Origin of the sequence: Streptomyces acidiscabies (assembly GCF_020010905.1) — a bacterium.
Lineage (GTDB): Bacteria > Actinomycetota > Actinomycetes > Streptomycetales > Streptomycetaceae > Streptomyces > Streptomyces acidiscabies.
Genome location: NZ_JAGJBY010000001.1, coordinates 2,567,723 through 2,584,044 on the forward strand (window position 1 = coordinate 2,567,723; position 16,322 = coordinate 2,584,044).

Consider the following 16,322-nt stretch of genomic DNA (forward strand, 5'->3'; position numbering starts at 1 on the left):
GACGTCTATAAAACTTGCCTCGACGTAAAAGTACCCCTAGTGTAATTTCCATGACTGATACCACCCAGGGCATGTACGCACCCGTGTACGACGGCCCGGATCTGCTCATGTCGACGACGAAGGTCAAGCTGGTCGCCGCCTCGTGCATCGTCGTCCTGCTGCTGGCCATCCTCGACATCAACATCGTGTCCGCCGTGGCGTGGAAGATGGTGGACGATCTCGACCCGGTGCACGGGATCAGCCGGCTCCCCTGGCTGACCTCCTGCTACGCCCTGGCGGACTGCATCGTCGTACCGCTGTACGGAAAGCTCGCCGACGAGTACGGCACCAAGCCGCTCATGGTCTTCGGCCTCGGCGTCTTCACCCTCGGCTCGTTGCTCTGCGGACTCGCGCAGAACATGACCGAGCTGATCGTGTTCCGCACCATCCAGGGGCTCGGCGCGGGCGGGCTCACCGCCATCACGCTCGTGGTCACCGGCATCCTCTTCAACGACCAGGAGGAGGACGCGGAAGGGCCCATCAAACCGTCCAACGCGGTCGGCATCGGCGCCTCGGTGATGTTCGGCCTCGGCCTGGCGCTGGGCCCGACCCTCGGCGGCCTCATCTCCGACAGCCTGAACTGGCGCTGGGTCTTCCTGCTGAACCTGCCGATCCTGGTCGCGGCCTTCCTCGTCATCGTCTTCGCGCTGAAGATGCCCACCAACCCGGTACGCCGCAAGGTGGACTTCCTCGGCGCCGCCCTGCTCGGCGGCTTCGGCGCCTGCGCGCTGCTCGTGGCGGAGTGGGGCGGCACCCAGTACGCCTGGGGCTCCGGCATGATCGTCTCGCTCGCCGTCGGCGCGGGCGTCCTGCTCGCGGCGTTCGTCTGGCGCCAGCTCACCGCGCCCGAACCGCTGGTGTCGCTGGCCCTGATGCGCAACTCGGTGTTCCGGGCCATGATGCCGATGTCGCTCATCGCGGGCGTCGGCGTGGCCGGCGGCCTCCTCTACGTCAGCGGCTACCTCCAGGTCGGGCGCGGACTGAGCACGGCACGGTCCGGACTCCTGATCGTGTGCATGGCGGTCGGCATCCTCGCGTCGATCCCGGTGGCCAAGCTCATCGTCACGCTGTTCGGCAAGTTCAAGTACCTGCTCGTCGCCGCGGGCGTGTTCCAGGCCGTGGTCCTGGTCCTCTTCGGCTGGCTCACCCCGGACACCAGCTACTGGCTGGTCGGCGCGGGCTGCTTCGTCCTCGGCATCGGCATGGGGCAGTCCCTGGGCCTCGGGCTCCAGTACATGCAGAGCTCGGTGTCCAAGGAGGACCTCGGCGTCGCCACCAGCTCCCTGCGCTTCTGCCAGCAGCTCGGTGCCACCGCCGGGTTCGCGCTCTACAGCACCATCGTGGCGCGCTACCTCGACTCCCACCTCAGCAGCGCCGCCGGAGCGGCGAACGTCAACGGCAACCTGGACGTCAGCGCGCTGGCGAAACTCCCGGCCGAGCAGCACCACGCGGCCGTCAGCGTCTTCATCGACGCCACCAACGTGGTGTTCGTGGTCTCCGGTGTCGTCTCCCTGCTGGCCGGCCTGGTGGCCCTGGTCATCCGCGAGCAGCGGTACCGGAAGACCGAGGAGGACACCTCCCCGGCCCCGGTAGGGCACCCCCGCACCGGCGACCGCTCGTCGGCCGAGCTCAGCTGACGAGAGCCTCGCGGGCCTGCGCGAGCAACTCGTACTGCGTACGCCAGTCGCCGCCGAACGGAACCAGCACCAACTGCCGTACCCCCGCGTCGAGATAGCGGGCGAGCCGCCCGGCGAGTTCGGACGGCTCGCCCGCCACAGCCGTCGCGGCGGCCCGCTCCGGGGTCAGGCCCAGCCGAGCGGTCAGGAACCCGGCGAGGTCGTCGGCCCGGCCCCCCGCCGCCACGATCACCAGGCAGCCGGTCTGCGGCACCTCCCGCCCGTACTCCCGCGCGTACGACCCGAGCCGCCCGGCGGCGCCCCGGATCTCCTCGGGCGGCGTCGCCGCAGCCAGCCAGCCGTCCCCATGACGACCGGCGCGGCGCAGCGCCGCATCCGACCCGCCACCGATCCACACGGGCGGCATCCCGGCCTCGGGCAGCAACTGGGGCTCCCCCTTCCCCGCCAGCAGATCCGGCAGCGCTGCCAGGGCCCGGTCCGTCCTGGCCCCCCGCTCCGCCACCGGCACCCCGGCCGCCGCCCACTCCAGCGGGGTGTCACCGCCTGCCCCGACACCGAGCACCAGGCGCCCCCGCGACAGGGTCTGGAGCGAGCCGATCTGTTTGGCGGCCCAGGCCGGATGGCGCAGCGCGAGTTGCAGGACGCCGAAGCCGAGCCGTACCCGCTCGGTCACCGCCGCCGCCGCGGCCAGCGCGACCGTGCTCTCCAGGATCGGCCTGCCGTCGGCCAGATGGTCACCCACCCACACCGAGTCGAATCCGGCCCGCTCCGCCGTGCGGGCGGCCTCGACCACGTCGGGGACGTCCTCTCCCGTGGTCGGCAACGACACACCTATGTCCAGTCTCATGCGCGCCAGCCTGGTCAGCGGTCCTTGAGCCGGAGTCCAGTCGGCATTGAAGCCGCCCTCCCACACTGACGGCCCCGGCAGCGAGTGGTGAGGGAGACGACGTGGATACGGATGTGGTGGTGGCGGGCGCCGGACCGGTCGGCCTGATGCTCGCCTGCGAACTGCGCCTCCAGGGCATCGACACCGTGGTGATCGAACGGCTGCCAGAGCCGGCCGACGACAACCGGGCCCAGGCCCTGCACGGCCGTACGGTGCCCACCCTGGACCGGCGCGGACTGCTGCCGCGCTTCCGGGCGGCCGAGCGGGAACTCAACGGCGGCGGCAGCGACAGCCACCGCAAACGGCCGTTGCCCAAGGGGCACTTCGCCGGCATCACCGGGCTGCGGCCCGCCGCCCCGGACGCCGACCCCGAGGTCCCGCCCGTGGTCTTCGTCCCCCAGTACGTCACCACGCGCCTGCTCACCGAGCGCGCGGCGCAGCTCGGGGTCACCCTGTACCGGGGCAGCGCGATCACGTCCGTGGAACAGGACCCGGACGGTGTGACGGTCCGGACGGACGGCGGTGCGGCGCCCGAACTCCTGCGGGCCCGCTACCTGGTCGGCTGCGACGGGGCGCGGAGCCTGGTGCGCCGGCAGGCCGGTGTCGCGTTCTCCGGCACCGACGCCACCCTGTCCACCCTCGCCGCCGAGGTCCGTCTCGGCGACCTGACGGACATACCCACCGGCTGGCACCGCACCCCGCAGGGCTGCACGGTGATCTCCCCGCACCCCGAAGGCGGGCACAGCCGCGTCGTCGTCATCGACTTCGCGGGCCCCGACCCCGACCGCGAGGCGCCGGTCACCCTCGACGAGCTGCGGGACCGGGCGGCCCAGATCCTCGGCCGCAAGCTCGTGATGAGCGACCTGCGGACCGCGCAGCGCTACGGCGACGCGGCCCGGCTCGCCGACCGGTACCGCGTACGGCGGGTCTTCCTGGCCGGCGACGCTGCCCACATCCACTACCCCGTCGGCGGCCAGGGCCTCAACATCGGCCTCCAGGACGCGGTGAACCTCGGCTGGAAGCTCGCCGGGCAGGTGCGCGGCTGGGCGCCGGAGAACCTGCTCGACACGTACCACTCCGAGCGGTACCCGGTGGCCGCCGCCGTGCTGACCCACACCCGCGCACAGGTCGCGTTGCTGTCTCCCGGCCCCCGGATCGACGCGCTGCGCGAGGTGTTCACCGAGCTGATCGCCCTGGAGGAGGTGAGCGGCCACCTCTCGGGGCGGATGTCCGCCGCCGATGTCCGCTACGACATGGGCGCCACCGAACCCGACCCGCTCACCGGACAGTTCGCCCCCAGTCTCCGGCTGGAGACCCCGCAGGGCTCGCGGCGCCTCGCCGACCTCATGCACGGCGGCCGTCCCGTCCTGCTGGACCTGACCGACCCCGCCGACCCCGACCCGGCCCGGCCCGGCGCGGCAGCAGCCCCGTGGGCCGACCGGGTCGACGTGCACACCGGCCGGTGCACCACGCACCCCGGCTACGGCGCCGTGCTGATCCGCCCGGACGGGTACGTCGCCTGGGCCAGCGACCCCGAGGACGCACCCGACTGGGTCGCCAAGGACCTCCAGGACACGCTCCTGCGCTGGTTCGGCGCACCCGGCGGGCGGCCGTCCCGCTGAACCGCGCAACCTCCCGAACCGAACCTCCTGAATCTTCTGAAAGGAACCGACATGGCTGACGCCCCCTGGGCCTCCAAGCTCATGGACATGGCCGAGCTGACCACCCCGATGGCGATCCGGGTGGCCGCCACCCTCCGCGTCGCCGACCACATCCTGGCCGGCGCCACCGACGTGGACGCGATAGCGGAGCTGGCCGGGGTCGACCCCGGCGGCCTGATCCGGGTGCTGCGGCACCTCGCGGCGATCGAGGTGCTCCGCGCGACGGGCCCCGGCCGCTTCGAACTCACCGACATGGGCAAGGAGTTGTGCGAGCAGGGCCCCGGCGACCCGCGCAGCTGGCTGGACATCACCACCGCGTCCAGCCGCGCCGACCTGGCGCTGTTCGGCCTGCTCGACGCGGTCAGGATCGGCAGGCCGGTGACCACCCAGGACTGGGGCGACCTGGACTCCGACGCGGAGCTGTCGGACTCGTTCGACGACCAGATGGCCGTCGGCGCCGCGGCGAAGGCCCCCGCGCTCATCGAGGGTTACGACTGGTCCGCCGTGGAGCACGTGGTGGACGTCGGCGGGGGCAACGGCACCCTCCTCGTCGAACTCCTCAAGGCCCACCCGCACCTGCGCGGCACGGTCGTCGACCGGCCGAACCCGATCAGGAGCGCCGTGCGCAGACTGGCGGCCGAGGGCCTCGCGGACCGCGCCGCGACCAGCGCGCAGAGCTTCTTCGACCCGCTGCCGACCGGGGGCACGGTGTACCTGCTGTCCGGCGTGCTCCACGACTGGCCCGACGCGGACGCGGCCCGCATCCTGGCCCGCTGCGCCGAGGCCGCCGGTGCCTCGGGCCGGGTCCTGGTGATGGAGTCACTGGTCGACCCGGACGACATGCGCCCCTCGACCACCGGGATGGACCTGATGCTGCTCGTCGTCACGGGCGGCGGAGCCCGGTCGGCCGACGGGCTCACGGCCATCGCCGCCACGGCAGGACTGGAGCCGAAGGCGGTCTCCCCGCTGCGGCCCCCGCACTCGCTCCTGGAGTTCACCGCCCGGTCCTGAGCATCACGTACGAACGGAAGGAAGAACGCGCATGCCCTCGCAAGACACCGCCTCCGTACGGGCGGACCGCATCATCGCGCCGGCCGACCCGGTGCTGACGTACCGGGGAGCCGTGTCCCTCCAGCAGCAGGACGGCTGGCTGGCGCCCTGGCGGGCGCCGCACGAGGAGGCGTACCTCTACTTTCCGCGCGGCAAGGTGGGCCGGCTCGCGCACACGTCCGGCATCCGGGTGTGCCTGCGCACCGACAGCCCGTGGATCTCCTGCCGGTACGAGGCGATCGGGGCGAAGGCCGTCCCCGGCGAGCCGACGCCGCCGGACGAACCCGCGCTCCTCGACGTGCTGTGCGACGACGTCCTCGTCCACACGGTCTCGCTGGAGTGCGACACCGACGCCACCCTGCACGTCGACGGCCTGCCGTCCGGCGAGAAGCTGGTCGAGCTGTGGCTGCCCACGCTGCACCAGTTCCGGATCAGGGAGTTCCGGGTGGCGGAAGGCGCCTCGCTCACCCGGGACACCAGCCGCCGCCCGCGCTGGATCCACTACGGCGACTCGATCGACCACGGGCGGGGCGCCGCCTCGCCCAGCCGCACCTGGCTGGCACTGGCCGCACGCGCCGAAGGGCTCGACCTCCAGTCGATGTCGTTCGCGGGGGACGGCAGCCACCTCCAGCCGATGTTCGCCCGGCTCGCGCGGGACACGCCCGCCGACCTGATCTCCCTGCGCGTCGGCATGTCCCACTTCATGGACAGCGACGGCTTCGTGGACTTCCCGTCCAGCCTCATCGGCTTCGTACGCATCATCCGGGAGCGCCAGCCGGACACCCCGATCGTGCTCGGCTCGTCGGTGTACTCCCCGTTCTGGGACACCCTGCCCGACATCCCGACGGCGGCGGACTACCGCGAGGAGGTCGCGAAGGCGGCCGAACTGCTGCGCCGGCACGGCGACGAGAACGTGCACTTCATGGACGGCATCAAGGTGTGGGGCCCCGAGTACGGCCTCGACCTCTACATCGAGAAGCCGGACAAGTACCCCACGCACCCGAACGCTCCCGGCCACGAGATCTTCGCGGCCAGTTCCCGCCGGGAGATGGCCGCGATCGGGGTGCTGCCGGTCCGGCGCTGAACAGGCGGGTACGGGTGTGGGGGTGACGGACAGTCCGTCACCCCCACACCCGTACCCATACCCGTCAATGCCTCAGCCGAGTTCGCCGCCCAGCAGCCGGTCCCGCAGCAGCCGCCGCTCCACCTTGCCCGTCGCCGACCGGGGGATCGCGTCCACCAGGACGACCCGGTGCAGCGCCTCGTAGTACGGCACGCGGGGATTGACGTACGCGGCGAAGTCGTCCGGAGCGGCCTCGGTGCCGCGCCGGACCACCAGCGCGCAGGCCACGGCGCCCCGCTCCTCGTCGGGGGCGTCGACGACCACGCAGTCGTCGACCGCCGGATGACGCAGCAGCACCCGCTCGATCTCCGTCGGCGACACCAGCCAGTTGTCACACTTGAACGTGTCCTTGATCCGGTCGGTCCAGAACAGGAAGCCCTCGCTGTCGAGGCTGCCGACGTCGCCCGTGGAGAACCAGCCGTCCGCGTCCGTGTCCTGGCTCAGCGACCGGCCCAGATAGCCCTGCATGAGCTGGGGCCCACGGACCTGGATCTCGCCCTTCTCGCCCGGCGGCAGCACCGCCCGGCTGTCCACGTCGACGATCCGGCTCTCCCCGCCGGGCACCACCTGCCCGCACGAGCCGGGCTTCGGCCGGTCCGGGGTGCCCAGGTGCATGGACGGCGAGGTCTCCGCCAGCCCGTACCCCTGGACGACGGGGACGCCGAACTGCTGGGCCAGCGCCAGCCCGGCCGGCTTCGACAGCGACGAGCCGCCGGAGAAGACCGCCCGCAGCGACGGCGCTTCGAGGCCGCTCAGGGCCGGGTCGGCGGCCAGCCGGGCCAGCCGCACGGGGAGGCTGTAGTAGTGGGTCGCGCGCAGCCGGTCGGCCGCCCGTACCGAGGCGACGGAGTCCGTGCCCGGCCACAGCACATGGGTCGCCACGGCGGTCACCGCCAGCGTCAGGTGCATGAGGTGGAACGTCGGCAGGCAGTTGAACACCACGGACGACTCGTCGACCTGCTGCGCGTGGACGGTCTGCGCCGCGTTCACCGTGAGATTGCGGTGACTGAGCCGGCACGCCTTGGCCGAGCCGGTGGTGCCACTGGTGAACTGGAGGCACGCGAGGGCGTCGGGGTCGTCGGTGACGCCGGACGGGTCGGCGGCCTCGGGGGCCGCCGCGAGCAGGTCGGCCAGGAGCGGCGGGGCGCCCTGCCCTTCGGCGGGGCGGGTGAGGATCACGGTCTCGAGCAGCGGCACCCGCCCTCGTACCGTGGCGATCCGCTCGTACATCTCCGGCGAGAGCACGGCCACCCGGGCGCCCGACGTCGTCAGCACGTGCGCGAGCCGCTCCGCCGGCAGGAACGGGTTCAGTACGGCGCTGACCGCGCCCGCCCGGGAGATGCCGAAGAACAGGGACGCGAACTCCGGGTCCATCAGCCCGGCGATCGCCACGACCTCCCCCGGCTCCGCCACCAGCCCCTGCACCAGGGCCGCGCACCGGTCGGTCAGCGCGTCGAGTTCGGCATAGCTGATGGACTCGGTGGCCGAGCGCACGGCGACCCGGCCGGGGGCCCGCTGCGCGGCCCTGGTCAGCAAGTGGTCGACCCGGGGCCCGCCGACGGTCGTACCGGCCACGGATATCTCGTCCGTCATGGTCATCGTGAATGTCCTTCCTCGTCCCGGGGACCTGGCCCCGAGGACCTCGAATGCGGTTCCCAGGACCAGGCCAGGGAATCGGTCAGCGCGTACCGGGGCGCCCAGCCCAGCGCCTCCTGGGCGACGGTGATGTCGAGCTGCTGCCAGTCCCCGTTGTCCCGGGTCTGCGGCCCGCCGGTCCGCTCGACGATCTCGGCGGGCGTGCCGCTGATGGCGATGAGCCGCTCCATGACCCGGCGCACCGGCACCGGGGTGCCGCCGCCGATGTTGAGGACCCGGGCGGCCGGGCGTCCGGCAGCCGCCGCCGCGATCGCCGAGGCGACGTCGCGGGCGTCCACGAAGTCGCGGTACGCGTACGGCGCGGCGAGCGGCAGCAGCGCCGTCCCGCCGCTCGCGCGGGCCCGGCGCAGGCTCCGTACGACGGCACCGAGCAGGCTGCTGGGCGGTGCGCCGGGGCCCAGCACGTTGGAGAGCCGCAGCACCGCGCCGTCGAGCACCCCGGCCTCGAAGGCGGCCCGGACCATCCGTGTCGAGCGGAGTTTGGCCCGGCCGTACGCCGTGAGCGGGCTCGGGGTCAGGCTCTCGGAGGTGCGCGTGCCGTACGGCACGGCGCCGTATTCGTGCGCGGAGCCGAGGTGCACCAGCCGAGGGGGGCGCTCCAGCCGCGCCAGCGCCGCCAGCAGCCGTTCGACGAGCGACACGTTCGAGCCGAGCATCTCCTCGTCGCTGACCTCCCACACGCCCCCGGCACAGTTGACGACGGTGCGGGGCCGGACGGCCGTCAGGAGGCGGTCCAGCGCGTCGTCACGGTCGAGAGCTGCGAAGGGGAGGCCGGGCAAGGCCTTGGCCGGATCGCGTCCGACCGCAAGCACCTCCTGTCCGAGCCCTGCGAGGACGGCACACACGTGCCGTCCGACGTAACCCGTGCCACCGAGAACCATCGTGTCCACCACCCCCCGATGGTGACCAGTACCGCTCCAGGGACGTTCGGCCGGGCCTTGAGCCGAGGGCGACATGGTGCGTCCAGGAGCCAAGGGGATGGAGCCTCGATGGAGACCACGAACAAGGGTGTCGCCCTGGTCACGGGCGGAACGAGCGGAATAGGTCTGGCGGTGGTGCGCGCGCTGGCGGCCCGCGGTCTGCGGGTCTTCCTGTGCGCACGGACCGAGGACACGGTGCGCACCACCGTCAAGGAACTGGCCGCCGACGGGCTGGAGGTGGACGGCCAGGCGTGCGACGTACGGTCGCCGGAAGCGGTCGCGGACCTGGTCGCGGCTGCCGTCGCCCGGTTCGGGCCGATCGACGTGCTGGTCAACAACGCGGGCCGCAGCGGCGGCGGGGTGACCGCCAAGGTCCCCGACCAGCTCTGGTACGACGTGATCGACACCAACCTCAACAGCGTCTTCCTCGTCACGCGCGAGGTGCTGCGGGCCGGCGGTCTCGACCGGTCCGCACGGGGGCGGGTCATCAACATCGCCTCCACGGGAGGCAAGCAGGGGGTGCCGCTGGGGGCGCCGTACTCGGCCGCGAAGGCCGGGGTCATCGGCTTCACCAAGGCGCTGGCGAAGGAGCTGGCGAAGACCGGGACCACGGTCAACGCCGTCTGCCCCGGCTATGTGGAGACCCCCATGGCGGTGCGGGTGCGCCAGGCGTACGCGGACACCTGGGACATCTCGGAGGAGGAGGTGCTCTCCCAGTTCAACGAGAAGATCCCGCTGGGGCGTTACTCCACGCCCGAGGAGGTCGCGGGGCTGGTGGACTACCTGGTCTCGGACACCGCCGCCTCGATCACCGCCCAGGCCCTCAACGTCTGCGGCGGCCTGGGCATCTACTGACCGGCTCACTCAAGTCACTTCATTCAGGAAGAGAGGCGGGGACGTGTCCCTCCCGCAGACCGAGCACACCAGCCATGAGATCGCCATCGAAGCTCCCCCGGACACGGTGTACCGGGTGATCGCCGACGCCGCCGCGTGGCCCCAGCACTTCGCCCCGACCCTCCGCGTCGAGCAGACCCCTCTCGACGCGTCGACCGAGCGGCTGCGCATCTGGGCGACCGCCAACGACGAGGTGAAGTCCTGGACTTCACTGCGCACCTTGACGCCCGAGGCGCACCGCGTCGAGTTCCGGCAGGAGGTGTCCTCCGCGCCGGTGGCGTCCATGGCCGGTACCTGGACCGCCGAGCCGCTGCCGGGCGGCGGCACCCGGCTGGTCCTCACGCACGACTTCGCCGCGGTCGACGACGACCCGTCGGGGCTCGACTGGATCAGGGCGGCCACCGACCGCAACAGTGCGACGGAGCTGGCGAACATCAAGTCGGTGGCCGAGCGCTGGGACCGGCTGGGCGAGCTGGTGTTCTCGTTCGAGGACGCGGTGACCGTCAAGGGCGACGCCCGGTCGGTCTACGACTTCCTCTACCGGGCGGAGTCCTGGCCGACGCGGCTCCCGCACGTGGAGCGGCTCGACCTGCGCGAAGAGGTCCCGGGCATCCAGGCGATGACGATGGACACCCTCGCGAAGGACGGTTCGGTCCACACCACGGAGTCGATCCGGATCTGTCTGCCCGACGAACTGCGGATCGCCTACAAGCAGTTGGTGCCGCCGTCCCTGATGGCCTCGCACACCGGCGAGTGGACCCTCACGGACACGGACGACGGTGTGCTCGCCGTCTCACGGCACACGGTCACCGTGAACGAGGCCAACATCCTCCAGGTGCTCGGCGAGTCCGGGACGGTGGCGTCCGCCCGCGACTTCATCCGGCGTGCGGCGGGCGGCAACAGCCTCGTCACGCTCCAGCACGCCAAGGCGTTCGTCGAAGCGAGCTGAACAGACGGACGGCCGGTGCGTGGGGGAACGCACCGGCCGTCCTGATGTTCACGCGTGGCAGACGGGCAGCCCGCCGTGGAACTCCAGCATCTGCCCGAACGCGCCCCGCTCGTCGATCCGTTCGCCGGGAGCGGCGCCGCGCGCCTCGGCGTACGCCCTGACGAGGTTGGGCACGATCCGCTCGCGGTCGAGCAGACCTCCCCACTCCTCCCACGCCACGGTGTCCGCGACCTCCCGGGGCGTACGCCGCTGAGCGATCCCCTCCGAGGCGAGCCGCTGGATCCAGCGCAGGTACCCCTCACAGGCGTCGAAGATCTCGGGCCCGCCGACCTCCCCGTGCCCGGGGACGACCGTCGTAGCGCCGAGGGCCCGCAACTGCCCGAGCGCCCGCAGCGTGCCCTCCACCGACCCCATGAGGCAGAACGGCGTCACCCCGTTCATCACCAGGTCGCCGGTGAACAGCACCTTGGAGCCGGGCACCCAGACGGCGGTGTCGCCGCACGTGTGCGCGGGGCCCACATGGATCAGGTGCACCTCCGCCTCGCCCGTGCGCAGGGTCATGCGCTCGGTGTAGGTCACCGAGGGCAGGGTCAGGGCGACCTCCCCCCACTCCACGTCGGGCCACAACTGCTGGAGCCCGAGCCCCGACTCGGCCATCTCCCGCCGCGCCTCCTCGTGGGAGATGACCGTGGCCTCCGGGACGAACACGCAGTTGCCGAAGGTGTGGTCCCCGTGCTGGTGGGTGTTGACGACACTGAGCGGCGCGGCCCGCGCCACCTTCTCGACCTCGGCCCGCAGCAGCCGGGCCCGGGCGATGGTGGCGGCGGTGTCCACGACCACCGTCCCCTCGCTCCCGGTGACCACTCCGGCGTTGTTGAGACACCAGCCGCCGGCGGGCTGCACGAACGCGTGCACCCCGTCGGCGACCTCCTCGAACCGGGGGGCCGCGCTCACGGCCGGCCCAGCGCGGCCAGCAGCCGGCGCAGCTCGGCCCGGACCGGTTCCCGCAGCGTGGCCGGGTCGGGGCCCCCGCCCGCCAGGGGCAGGGTGACCGTGTGCCGCACAGCGACCTCGACCTTGTCCGCCCCCACCGGGGTGAGCCGCCAGCGGCCGGTCTGCGCGTGCACCCCGGGCGGCGGGGTCAGGGACTTGTGGACGATGTCGGTGTCGTTGGGCCGCAGCCAGAAGTACCGCGCCCCCGCTCCGTCGACGTCCAGCAGCGCGGCCCCGTCGCCGAGGTCGGTCAGGGTGACGCCCGTCGCGCCGGGGTGGTGGACGGCCCACACCTCGGCGCCGAGCAGCCGCGCCCGGACCTCGTCCACCGTCCCCGCGACGACGCCGGACTCCTCGCCGACGACGTACCGCTCCGCCAGGGCGTCCCCCAGTTCCGCGACCGTCCGGTAGCCGGCCAGCTGCGCCGGTATCTGCTGGTCGAAGCCGGCCCGCAGCGGGGCTTCGGCGGCCGGGTCGGTCAGGTCGATCACGTGCTGGACGCGGACCAGCGTGCCGCCGTCGCCGGTGGGCCGGAACGTCCAGGTGCCCCGCTGGTGCTGTACGGGGGCCACGGGGTCGACGTGGGTGAAGTCGATGCGCAGGGCCGTACGGTCGGCCGCGCGCCGGAACGTCCAGGCGCGCAGCCCCCGTTCGCCGTACACCCACCGCTTGAGGACGTCCTCGTCCGGCCCGTGCTCCAGGACCTCGGCGTGCATCTGGGCGGGGGAGTAGCGCGGTGCGCCCTGCGGGTCGGCGACCAGGTCGAAGAGCCGCTGCGGCTCGGCGGCCACGGTGATCTCGTGCGTGGTGGTGAACCTGGTGACGGTCATGCGGGACCTTCCTCCCTGATGGGCCGGGTCGCCACGACGGCCTGGAGCGGTACGCCCTCGCGTCGGTGCACCCGGGCGTCGGTGAGTCCGGCTCTGGTGGCCATCTCCTGGTACGCCGAGGGCGGCAGCAGTTCCCCGCCGGGGGTCCAGGACAGCATCAGCAGGTTGAGCAGGTGGGCGTGTTCCGCGTCGGTGGCGCCCTCGCCCGTCATGAACGAGGCGATGACCAGCCTGCCCCCGGGCCTGAGCGTCCCGGCCAGCCGCCGCACCAGCGCCTCGGCCCGGCCGGGGTCGAACAGGAAGAGCAGGTTCCCGGCGACCACGACGTCGTACGAGCCGCCGGGCAGCCCCGCGCCGAAGACGTCCCCGGGCGACAGCGTGACCCGGTCGTCGAGCCCCTGCTCCTTGGCCCGCCGGTGGGCGATCTGGAGGACGGACGGCCAGTCCTGCAAGGTGGTCCGGGCCCCCGGGTGACGCGCCGTGAGCGTGAGCCCGAAGGCTCCGGAGCCGCAGCCGACGTCCAGGACGTCGGGGGCGTCCAGCGGCTCCAGGAGGTCGGCGACCAGGGCCGCGCCCTTGGCGGTGGCCGGGGTGGGGTGCTGCGCGAAGTCGGTCCAGTACGCGAAGTCCGGTGCCTGGGCGTCGGCCTCGGCGAGCGGCGCCCCGGTCCGTACGGTCTCGGTGAGGCGCCCGAACACCTCCCACTCGCCGTGGCTCGCCGCGATCCGGGCGAGACCCCCCACGTACCGGGGGCCGGTGCTGGTGAGCAGGGGCGCGGCGCCGGGCGGCAGCCGGTAGCCGGAGCCGTCCCCGGCCAGCAGCCCGACGGAGGCCAGGGCGTCGAGCAGGAACCCCGTCGCACGCGGGTCGGTGCCCAGCCGCTCGGCGATCTGCCGGGCTCCGGGGGAGTCCTCGCCCACGGCGTCGAACAGCCCCAGTTCGAGCGCGGTGCGCAGCATCGCGGTCTTCTTGAAGCCCGTCAGGGTCGTGAAGACCTCCTGCGGGCCGATGTGTGGTCCTGCCGTGTCCGGCATCGTCCTCCCCTTGTCCTGGTAGGTACGCCACCGTGCCGGAGCGGTTTCGACGGCGGGTCAAGCCGAGCTCAACGGGGCTTCGAAGCGCCGGGGCGATGCTCGCCTCGGTCCAACACCGGCGAAGGGAACCAGAGATGTCGCTCTACCAGGAGGTACAGCACTTCTACGCCCATCAGATGCGCTGCCTCGACAGCGGGGACGCGCAGGAGTGGGCGGGCACGTTCACCATGGACGGGGTGTTCCGCGCCAACGCCCACCCCGAGCCCCAGACCGGCCGCGCCACGATCGAGGCCGCCGCGCAGAAGACCTCGGCGCAACTGGCCGAGCAGGGCATCCAGCGCCGCCACTGGCTGGGGATGCTGGAGGTGGACGAGCGCGCCGACGGCAGCGTGCTGGCCCGGACGTACGCCCTGATCGTCAATACCGTGCAGGGCGGTACGCCCGAGGTGCTCTTCAGCTGCACCTGCGACGACGTGCTCGTCCGCGAGGACGGCCGGCTGCTCGTCCAGAGCCGCCAGGTCTACCGGGACGACCTGCCCAGGTAGTCGACGGCACGCTTCCACGTGTCCCACGTACCGTCACGGCCCGGGGGCAGCAGCGGGATCACCGCGCTGCTGCCCCCGCGCACCGCCGGATGGCGCCGGGCGAACACGGCCAGGCTCTGCGACGGCCCGACGTCGACCAGCGTCAGCGGGTCGCCGTCGGTGAGCAGCGCGTCGAGGGCCTGGCGGAAGAGCACGGGCGCCGCCAGTTGCCCCGCCCAGAACTCCGGGTCGACGGCCTCCTCGGGACGGACCGGGCGGGCGGTCCTGGTCGACCAGACGGGCGTGTCGGGCACCCGCAGCGGGAACCGGCCGAGGTCGGCCTCGAAGACCTGGGCGGCGGGCCGGGCGGCGGGGCTGTGGAAGGGCTGGCCCGCCGGTACCGGGCGCCAGGCGATACCGGCCTCCCGCAGCGCGGCGCCCACCTGGGACAGCCGTGGCTGCGGGCCCGCCAGCACCGTGTGCGCGGGTGCGTTCTCGGCGGCCACCACCACACCGTCGGCCCGGTCCGGCGGGTCGACGAACGGGCCGAGCCGGGCGGGGGAGGCGGCCACCGCGAGCATCCCGCCGTCGGGCAGGCCGCGCACGGCATGCGCCCGCGCGGCCATCACCCGGGCGGCCCCGGCGCCGTCGAAGACATGCGCCAGGGCCGCGGCCGTCAGTTCTCCGACGCTGTGTCCGAGGTAGGCGACGGGACGCACCCCGTACTCCTCGGCGAGGCAGCGTCCCAGCGCGTAGCCGATCGCGAACAGCAGCGGCTGCGCCACCGCCGCCTCGTCCAGCGCGCCGCCGGGCTGGCCCGACAGCCACAGGGAGCGCAGCCGCCGGCCCTCCTCGCCGAGCTGCTCGAACAGCGCGTCGACGGCCGCCGCGAACGCGGGCTCCCGCGCGTGGAGGTCGACGGCCATGCCGGGATGCTGCGCGCCCTGTCCGGGCAGGAGGAGCGCGATCCGTCTCACGGCCGGTCCGCCACCCGGCACTCCAGCAGGGCCAGGTACGCGTCGACCGCGCGGTCGGACTCCACGGTGAGGCCGCCCTTCTCGATCAGGGTGCGGAACTCGCTCATGGTGCGCCGCCCGCCGCCCACGTTGAGGAGCAGCATCAGGTCAACCGAGGTGGTGAAGGTGACCTCGGGGCTGGCGTCGACCACGTTGCCGATGACCACGATCCGGGCGCCGGGGGGCGCGGCGGCGGCGACGCTGCGCAGGACGGCGACGGCGTTCTCGTCGTTCCACTCCAGGATGTTCTTCAGGACGTAGACGTCGGCCTCGACCGGGATCGCCTGCCGGATGTCACCGGCCACCAGGCTCACCCGCCCCGCCGCAGCGCCGCCCTCGCGCAGCCGGTCGTCGGCGTTGTCCAGGGCCTCCTGGGTGTCGAACAGGACGCCCTGGACGGCGGGGTACTTCTCCGTCAGGGCGGCCAGCAGGTGTCCCCGGCCGCCGCAGACGTCCACGACCTTGGTGGCGCCGCTCAGGTCGAGACTGTCGACGATCGCGCGTTCGGAGAGGTGGCTGGACTGGGTCATCGCCCGGTCCATCGCGCGGGCCGACTCGGGGGCCTCGGTGCGCAGGTAGCCGAAGAAGTCGTCGCCGTGCAGGTCCGGGAAGGCGGCCTTGCCGGTCCGGACGGACTTCGCGAGGTGCGGCCACAGCTCCCAGGTCCAGGGCTCGGTGCTCCACAGCACGATGTCCTTGAGGGTGTCCGGGGTGTCGGCCCGCAGCAGCCGCGACATGTCGGTGTGCGCGTAGGTGCCGTCCGCCAGCTCCGCGAAGACGCCCTGCCAGGTGAGGGCGCGCAGCAGCCGGCGCAGGGCGCCCGGGTCGGCCTCGACCGCCGTGGCCAGGTCCGCCAGCGAGGCCGGTGCCTCGCCGATGACGTCGGCCAGGCCGAGCTCGGCAGCCGCACGGAGCGCGGCGGCGCGGGCGCCGCTGAGAGAGAGGTCCCGCAGCTGCCTGACCGCGCTGGAGATCCCGGGGGTGGTGCCGGTCATGGTGACCGCCCTTCGGTCGGGGAATCGGGCGGTCAGCGTCACCGAGCCGTGTCGGTTCCGGCTCGACCGGTGCTGGAGGGGGCGGGGGCGGGGCTCCAGCGGGATTCCGGCCGGG

General features: G+C 73.0%; 15 protein-coding genes. 7 read left to right on the plus strand and 8 right to left on the minus strand.

Annotated elements, in window-relative coordinates:
* Positions 1-50 precede the first annotated feature (50 nt).
* Positions 51-1,676 (plus strand): MFS transporter, encoded by a 1,626-nt coding sequence (locus J8M50_RS12035; protein WP_202950068.1) that lies wholly within the window; start codon positions 51-53, stop codon positions 1,674-1,676.
* Here the strand turns inward: J8M50_RS12035 and J8M50_RS12040 are convergent.
* On the minus strand, positions 1,669-2,523 hold the full coding sequence (locus J8M50_RS12040) for an LLM class flavin-dependent oxidoreductase (RefSeq protein ID WP_029184578.1): 855 nt from the start codon (positions 2,521-2,523) through the stop codon (positions 1,669-1,671). The two genes, J8M50_RS12035 and J8M50_RS12040, sit on opposite strands and share 8 nt — an antisense overlap.
* A gap of 101 nt (positions 2,524-2,624) precedes the next feature.
* On the opposite strand from J8M50_RS12040, the gene J8M50_RS12045 reads away from it, so the two are divergent.
* From J8M50_RS12045 to J8M50_RS12055, 3 genes are read left to right on the plus strand one after another with little or no spacing between them, the layout of a single operon-like run.
* The gene (locus tag J8M50_RS12045) at positions 2,625-4,184 is read left to right on the plus strand and encodes an FAD-dependent monooxygenase (RefSeq protein ID WP_029184577.1); all 1,560 of its coding nucleotides are present in this window, start codon (positions 2,625-2,627) and stop codon (positions 4,182-4,184) included.
* Between the two features lie 51 nt (positions 4,185-4,235).
* The gene (locus J8M50_RS12050) at positions 4,236-5,234 is read left to right on the plus strand and encodes a methyltransferase (RefSeq protein ID WP_010359645.1); all 999 of its coding nucleotides are present in this window, start codon (positions 4,236-4,238) and stop codon (positions 5,232-5,234) included.
* A 31-nt stretch (positions 5,235-5,265) separates the two neighbouring features.
* Complete coding sequence (locus J8M50_RS12055) at positions 5,266-6,357, plus strand: GDSL-type esterase/lipase family protein (protein WP_010359644.1); 1,092 nt, start codon at positions 5,266-5,268, stop codon at positions 6,355-6,357.
* A 72-nt stretch (positions 6,358-6,429) separates the two neighbouring features.
* Here the strand turns inward: J8M50_RS12055 and J8M50_RS12060 are convergent, their stop codons facing one another.
* Both J8M50_RS12060 and J8M50_RS12065 read right to left on the minus strand, forming a co-directional pair.
* Positions 6,430-7,995 (minus strand): class I adenylate-forming enzyme family protein, encoded by a 1,566-nt coding sequence (locus tag J8M50_RS12060; RefSeq protein ID WP_010359643.1) that lies wholly within the window; start codon positions 7,993-7,995, stop codon positions 6,430-6,432.
* The gene (locus J8M50_RS12065; RefSeq protein ID WP_010359641.1) at positions 7,992-8,945 is read right to left on the minus strand and encodes an NAD-dependent epimerase/dehydratase family protein; all 954 of its coding nucleotides are present in this window, start codon (positions 8,943-8,945) and stop codon (positions 7,992-7,994) included. The genes J8M50_RS12060 and J8M50_RS12065 overlap by 4 nt, the downstream gene beginning before the upstream one ends.
* Positions 8,946-9,041: 96 nt before the next feature.
* Here J8M50_RS12065 and fabG point away from each other — a divergent pair, with 96 nt between their 5' ends.
* Positions 9,042-9,827, plus strand: coding sequence for a 3-oxoacyl-ACP reductase FabG (fabG, locus tag J8M50_RS12070; protein ID WP_010359640.1), 786 nt, complete (start codon positions 9,042-9,044; stop codon positions 9,825-9,827).
* Positions 9,828-9,870: 43 nt separating this feature from the next.
* On the plus strand, positions 9,871-10,815 hold the full coding sequence (locus tag J8M50_RS12075) for an aromatase/cyclase (RefSeq protein WP_010359638.1): 945 nt from the start codon (positions 9,871-9,873) through the stop codon (positions 10,813-10,815).
* A gap of 48 nt (positions 10,816-10,863) precedes the next feature.
* Here J8M50_RS12075 and J8M50_RS12080 read toward each other — a convergent pair whose 3' ends face one another.
* From J8M50_RS12080 to J8M50_RS12090, 3 genes are read right to left on the minus strand one after another with little or no spacing between them, the layout of a single operon-like run.
* Entirely contained in the window at positions 10,864-11,769 is a 906-nt protein-coding gene (locus J8M50_RS12080) for an MBL fold metallo-hydrolase (protein WP_010359637.1), read from the minus strand.
* The gene (locus tag J8M50_RS12085; protein WP_010359636.1) at positions 11,766-12,638 is read right to left on the minus strand and encodes an SRPBCC family protein; all 873 of its coding nucleotides are present in this window, start codon (positions 12,636-12,638) and stop codon (positions 11,766-11,768) included. The genes J8M50_RS12080 and J8M50_RS12085 overlap by 4 nt, the downstream gene beginning before the upstream one ends.
* Complete coding sequence (locus tag J8M50_RS12090; RefSeq protein ID WP_010359634.1) at positions 12,635-13,672, minus strand: class I SAM-dependent methyltransferase; 1,038 nt, start codon at positions 13,670-13,672, stop codon at positions 12,635-12,637. The genes J8M50_RS12085 and J8M50_RS12090 overlap by 4 nt, the downstream gene beginning before the upstream one ends.
* A gap of 134 nt (positions 13,673-13,806) precedes the next feature.
* Between J8M50_RS12090 and J8M50_RS12095 the strand changes: the two genes are divergently transcribed.
* A complete protein-coding gene (locus tag J8M50_RS12095; protein ID WP_010359633.1) occupies positions 13,807-14,217 on the plus strand; it encodes a nuclear transport factor 2 family protein in 411 nt (136 codons plus the stop codon).
* Here the strand turns inward: J8M50_RS12095 and J8M50_RS12100 are convergent.
* Both J8M50_RS12100 and J8M50_RS12105 read right to left on the minus strand, forming a co-directional pair.
* Positions 14,193-15,173 carry an acyltransferase domain-containing protein gene (locus J8M50_RS12100; RefSeq protein ID WP_010359632.1) on the minus strand — a complete coding sequence of 327 codons (981 nt, stop codon included), beginning with the start codon at positions 15,171-15,173 and terminating at the stop codon, positions 14,193-14,195. The two genes, J8M50_RS12095 and J8M50_RS12100, sit on opposite strands and share 25 nt — an antisense overlap.
* The gene (locus J8M50_RS12105) at positions 15,170-16,207 is read right to left on the minus strand and encodes a methyltransferase (RefSeq protein ID WP_050987404.1); all 1,038 of its coding nucleotides are present in this window, start codon (positions 16,205-16,207) and stop codon (positions 15,170-15,172) included. The genes J8M50_RS12100 and J8M50_RS12105 overlap by 4 nt, the downstream gene beginning before the upstream one ends.
* Positions 16,208-16,322 lie beyond the last annotated feature (115 nt).

What these genes read in the sequence shown, in the direction of transcription:
- J8M50_RS12050 (WP_010359645.1), top strand. Translation starts at nt 4,236, where the DNA reads ATGGCTGACGCCCCCTGGGCCTCCAAGCTCATGGACATGGCCGAGCTG.
- J8M50_RS12105 (WP_050987404.1), bottom strand. Translation starts at nt 16,207, where the DNA reads ATGACCGGCACCACCCCCGGGATCTCCAGCGCGGTCAGGCAGCTGCGG.
- J8M50_RS12040 (WP_029184578.1), bottom strand. Translation starts at nt 2,523, where the DNA reads ATGAGACTGGACATAGGTGTGTCGTTGCCGACCACGGGAGAGGACGTC.
- J8M50_RS12090 (WP_010359634.1), bottom strand. Translation starts at nt 13,672, where the DNA reads ATGCCGGACACGGCAGGACCACACATCGGCCCGCAGGAGGTCTTCACG.
- J8M50_RS12035 (WP_202950068.1), top strand. Translation starts at nt 51, where the DNA reads ATGACTGATACCACCCAGGGCATGTACGCACCCGTGTACGACGGCCCG.
- J8M50_RS12055 (WP_010359644.1), top strand. Translation starts at nt 5,266, where the DNA reads ATGCCCTCGCAAGACACCGCCTCCGTACGGGCGGACCGCATCATCGCG.
- J8M50_RS12060 (WP_010359643.1), bottom strand. Translation starts at nt 7,995, where the DNA reads ATGACCATGACGGACGAGATATCCGTGGCCGGTACGACCGTCGGCGGG.
- fabG (WP_010359640.1), top strand. Translation starts at nt 9,042, where the DNA reads ATGGAGACCACGAACAAGGGTGTCGCCCTGGTCACGGGCGGAACGAGC.
- J8M50_RS12085 (WP_010359636.1), bottom strand. Translation starts at nt 12,638, where the DNA reads ATGACCGTCACCAGGTTCACCACCACGCACGAGATCACCGTGGCCGCC.
- J8M50_RS12095 (WP_010359633.1), top strand. Translation starts at nt 13,807, where the DNA reads ATGTCGCTCTACCAGGAGGTACAGCACTTCTACGCCCATCAGATGCGC.